Source organism: Croceicoccus hydrothermalis, from assembly GCF_022378335.1.
Lineage (GTDB): Bacteria > Pseudomonadota > Alphaproteobacteria > Sphingomonadales > Sphingomonadaceae > Croceicoccus > Croceicoccus hydrothermalis.
Genome location: NZ_JAIQCI010000040.1, coordinates 1 through 4,103 on the forward strand (window position 1 = coordinate 1; position 4,103 = coordinate 4,103).

The 4,103-nt window shown below is 62.4% G+C and carries 2 protein-coding genes and 1 pseudogene; 1 reads left to right on the forward strand and 2 read right to left on the reverse strand.

Going from position 1 to position 4,103, the window contains the following annotated elements; genetic code table 11:
* Nucleotides 1–275: 275 nt before the first annotated feature.
* Entirely contained in the window at nucleotides 276–2,774 is a 2,499-nt protein-coding gene (locus tag K4G67_RS15495) for a tetratricopeptide repeat protein (RefSeq protein WP_239807214.1), read from the reverse strand.
* Nucleotides 2,775–2,843: 69 nt separating this feature from the next.
* Nucleotides 2,844–3,452, reverse strand: coding sequence for a class I SAM-dependent methyltransferase (locus tag K4G67_RS15500; protein ID WP_239807215.1), 609 nt, complete (start codon nucleotides 3,450–3,452; stop codon nucleotides 2,844–2,846).
* A gap of 391 nt (nucleotides 3,453–3,843) precedes the next feature.
* On the opposite strand from K4G67_RS15500, the pseudogene K4G67_RS15505 reads away from it, so the two are divergent.
* Nucleotides 3,844–4,023, forward strand: a pseudogene (locus K4G67_RS15505) (transposase); the annotation flags it as partial.
* Nucleotides 4,024–4,103 lie beyond the last annotated feature (80 nt).

The window sequence follows — 4,103 nt, forward strand, 5'->3', positions numbered from 1 at the left end:
GCCTAAACATCAATTCCCAGACGAGGCCCAAGCTCCGCTAATTTACGCAGCTAGGTGTGCCAAATGTTCTGACGACGGACAGCATCAGCGCCCCAGCATAGGCCGCTCGTTCATATCGGCAGCATTGCTGGTAGCGCTCGTCTCGACTTGCATGGTTACATCCGTTGGCCGGCAATAACTGAGAGGGTCGCAGCGCTACCAACGTCGGCGCCGCAGGCGAGCGGTAGGCACCGGCGCGCGGCCCTCGGTCATCCACACTAGCGCGGTGAGACCAGTCACCAGAGGGAGCGGAGCCTCTCCAGCTCCGCTGGCTGAATGCGCGTCTGCGCGAGGTTGCCAATCGCCGCGTCAAAGGCTGCACGGTTTTTGGCAGCGACGGCCAAGCGCACGAGCACGACCTGCACCGGCACGTTGTGTGTCATCGACGGCTTCACGCGCACCTCGCTCGCTTTGCGAATCATATTGGCGCGCGTGACCGGGTCCGTGTCCCGCTCTACGGCCCGGAGCAGCGCGTCAATGATGAGCGTGCCGACGTCCTCGTCCTCATCAATATGGTCGCGGAGAAACTCGGCCGCCGCTTCGGGCTGCCCCTCGGCCATCATTACCTCACCCTGCGCCATAAAGGCGAACGTACGCATGCGCCCAGTTGCCTGTCGAGCGGCACGCTTCGCGACGCGATCCGCTCCCGGGCGATCCCCCTCGCGCAGCAGGAGTCGGACCAGCGACAGGGCGGCGCGGGCGTTCCCAGCATCGTCCTCAAGTAGCTTCGCGAGCAGTGGCTTCGCCTCGTCATCTCGTCGAGCGCGCTCCAAATTCTGCGCGAGAGATGTCAGGATTACGTCGTTGTCCGGGAAGTCGATCGCGCCGGCCTCTAGCGTCGTGATCGCGCCGTCTAGGTCGCCGAACTGCTGCAGCGCTCTGGCGAGGTAGGTGACGACGAACGGGTCGTCTGCGCGCTTGTCCCTCAGGGCTGTAAAAAGCTCGATCGCGCGGGGGTAGTTGTGGAGGCCCAATTCCGCCCTGCCCCACTGCAGCGCGTGCCAAGGGTCGGCTTCGGGCTCGAGCCCATAGTCGCGAAGCGCCGCACGGGCGTCGTGGGGCTTGTTTACCCAAAGCAGGGCATCGACGTGCGACCGGCGTATGCCCATGTTCGCCGGATAGTCGGCGACTAGCCTGAAGTATTCCTCGCTTCCGGCATCTTCGCCCTCCCGGACCATCGATGATGCCCGACGCATCAGGGCGGTCTCATCCAGGGCGCCCAAGGTCAATGCGGCATCGTATAGCTTCAGCGCGGCGCCGTAGTCGCCGCGTTCGAAGCAATAGCCCGCTGATGCAACGAGTTCGGTGCGGTAGTACGTGCCGGCATAGGCGCTCAGGCTGAGCCCTTCGGTCTCCCCGGACAGCATTCGGTGGTAGTAGCTCTCGCGAATCCACTTAGGATCGTCGTCCTGTCGGTATGTGCGTTCGAGCTGCTCCGCTATGCGGGCGTGACTCACTCGCGCCGCGTCCTCTACGTCACGGGCGGACGCCGGCATCAGGTCGGTGCCTGACCGTTTTCTGAAAAGGCCGATGGACGCGAGCAGTTCGCCCCACCGGCGATCGTGTACACCGTAGATGACGTCGTTCTCACGGGCGCTGTGAACGCTGTCGCGCCCAGCTAGGGCCTCAAGAACGCTGGCGGGCACCGCCACCCGCAGCTCGGACGCGACCAGCATCGCCGCCTCCGAAGGCTCTTCTACCAGACGCGCCACAAGCTCGGCGTGTAGCTTGTTCCTGACCTGTCTGATGAAGGTATCGTCGACCAGCGCACCGGACCCCTCGGCTTCCAGGATTTGTCCTGCGAGCTTCGCGACGAGTGGGTGCTTGTCGATCGCGTCGATCAGGGTGGCGGGGTACTCGACCAGTCCTGCCTTGCCCCGGTCGAAGAAGTCGTCGAGCACGTTGGTGACTGTCTCCACCGTCGCGAATCGGCCCATCCGGACCGAGGTGAGCGGATGATTGCCTCCCGCCTTCAGCAGCGAACGAGGCAGGTACTCCCGGCGAGAAGAGACGATCACCTTCACGCCATCCTTGCCCGCGACCTGCGTGAGAAAGGCTTCGATTTGCGGATCGATGAACCGCTGGTTCGAATCGAGCACCTCGTCCAAGTTTTCGACCACGAGCACCAAGCGCGGAGCGACCGTGTTCAGGAGGCGCCCCATCGCTGGCGCGATCTGGGCGTAGTTGAGATCGCCGAGCACGCTTATGGCCTCGACCGCCAAGTTTGCCCCGATCTGTGCCATCGCCCCCTCGACCATTGGCCAGACGCCTCGGGCCACTCGGGCGTCCAAGCGGATCAGCGCCTTGTCGTAGAGGCGCGTGGCGAGCAGCTGGTCCAAAAACGCGGTTTTTCCCGTCCCCACGCCGCCGTGGACGATGGCAAGCCGTGCCGACGAGCGCAGAAAGGTCTCGGCCTGCGTGAGCTGTGCTCCTCGTTCGCGAAAATGGGGATGCGGAAGAGGTGGGTCGGCGGGCTCCAGCCCCTGTTCCGCCAAAGTTTCAATGCGCTTGTTGATCTCGTTCAGGCGGATGCGGCGTTCGACTGCGGGGTCTAGCTTCAGATCGAGACCGCCCTCGGCGCGTAGCTCCTTGGTGAGCGACGCAAGCTGGAGATCTAAGTCGAGCGCATGGATTAGCTCGTCGCGCTCAGGGAGTTCGTCACCCGCCGTCTCGACCGACGACCACAGCGCCCATTGGCGCTGCCGCCCTGCCAGGATGGCCTGCCGGATCGTCATCTGGTCCGGCGGGGGGCCTCCAGTCCAGCGAGTACGCAGATTTAGCCAGCCGTTCCCTTTCGGAGTTCCCTACTCGTAAACGAGAGGGTCCAAAAAGCCGATCTCGATGAGCACGTCCCGAAGCGCTTCCGACGTCCAGCAGTGGTGGTTCTGCTCGCCCTCGGGGAAGCGAACCAAGTCCTGAATCAGAAGCGTGTCGTCGGGGCCGAGAAGCCGGGTCGCGTTGTGGAGCAGTTCTGCGGTCTCGCCAATCTTCAACTCGTGGAGGACATTGCGACAGAAGATGATCTTGCGCGCGTCGGAGGGAGGTTCGCTCGCGAACTGCTCAATGGTCAGCTCGTCCGTTCTTGCGGTGAGCCGGAGCTGGCGGGCAACCTTGTGAACGACGTCGAGTTCCTCCTCAAAGTCGATGGCGCAGTAGCGCCATTCCGGCCGCGAGGCGAACGCAGGCAGTCTCGCCAGCCGTGCCAGCAACGTTCCCTGACCTGCGCCGATGTCGTAAATGCGACCGGCGTCTGTTGCCAATAGTGCGTCCACTAGTAGGCCCGCGATGCTTCCCAGCTGGGGGTCGCCAAGTGCGTCATCGGCCTCCTGCACGAGCTGGCGCGCTGTGTAGTTCTTAGCGTATGCCACCAGCCGCTTGCCGATCTCCGCTTCTGTAGATGCCTCTAGCTTCAAATAGAATTCCTCACGATGAATACATGGGCACTCTGGTGGATCAGGAACTCAAGGACAAGGCCTCACGGCAGCTGACGTCGAATATTGCTGCAACTCTGGCAGCATCTAACCGGTCAGCTGTTTACCGCGAACACTGATCGGAAGCGACCGGTCCGTTCTATCCTCATCGTGCTGATCGGCCAAAAGCAGGAAGGTCAGCTATCGGACCGGGTTCGACTGGCTGTGCGACTGATATGGGGCACGATGCCGATGGTCTACTTCTGTCAATTTGATCGGCGGCTTGCGGCGGAACTAGACGAAGCTCAGATCGGGTTTGTACGGCCCGTGACGTGACCCCCTGATTTTCCTCCAGTCTCGATTAGAGTCCGGCCCTGATGGAAGGACGGACGAGATGAAGAGAATGAGGTTCACAGAAGAGCAGATTATTGGCGTGCTGAAGGAGGCGGAGGCTGGTGCGAAGACCGCTGACCTGGCGCGGCGGCACGGGGTGTCGGAAGCGACGATCTACAACTCGAAGTCGAAGTATGGCGGGCTGGAGATATCTGAAGCTCGGCGCCTGAAGGTGCTCGAGTGTCCGTCGTCAGAACATTTGGCACACCTAGCTGCGTAAATTAGCGGAGCTTGGGCCTCGTCTGGGAATTGATGTTTAGG

What these genes read in the sequence shown, in the direction of transcription:
- K4G67_RS15495 (WP_239807214.1), bottom strand. Translation starts at nt 2,774, where the DNA reads ATGACGATCCGGCAGGCCATCCTGGCAGGGCGGCAGCGCCAATGGGCG.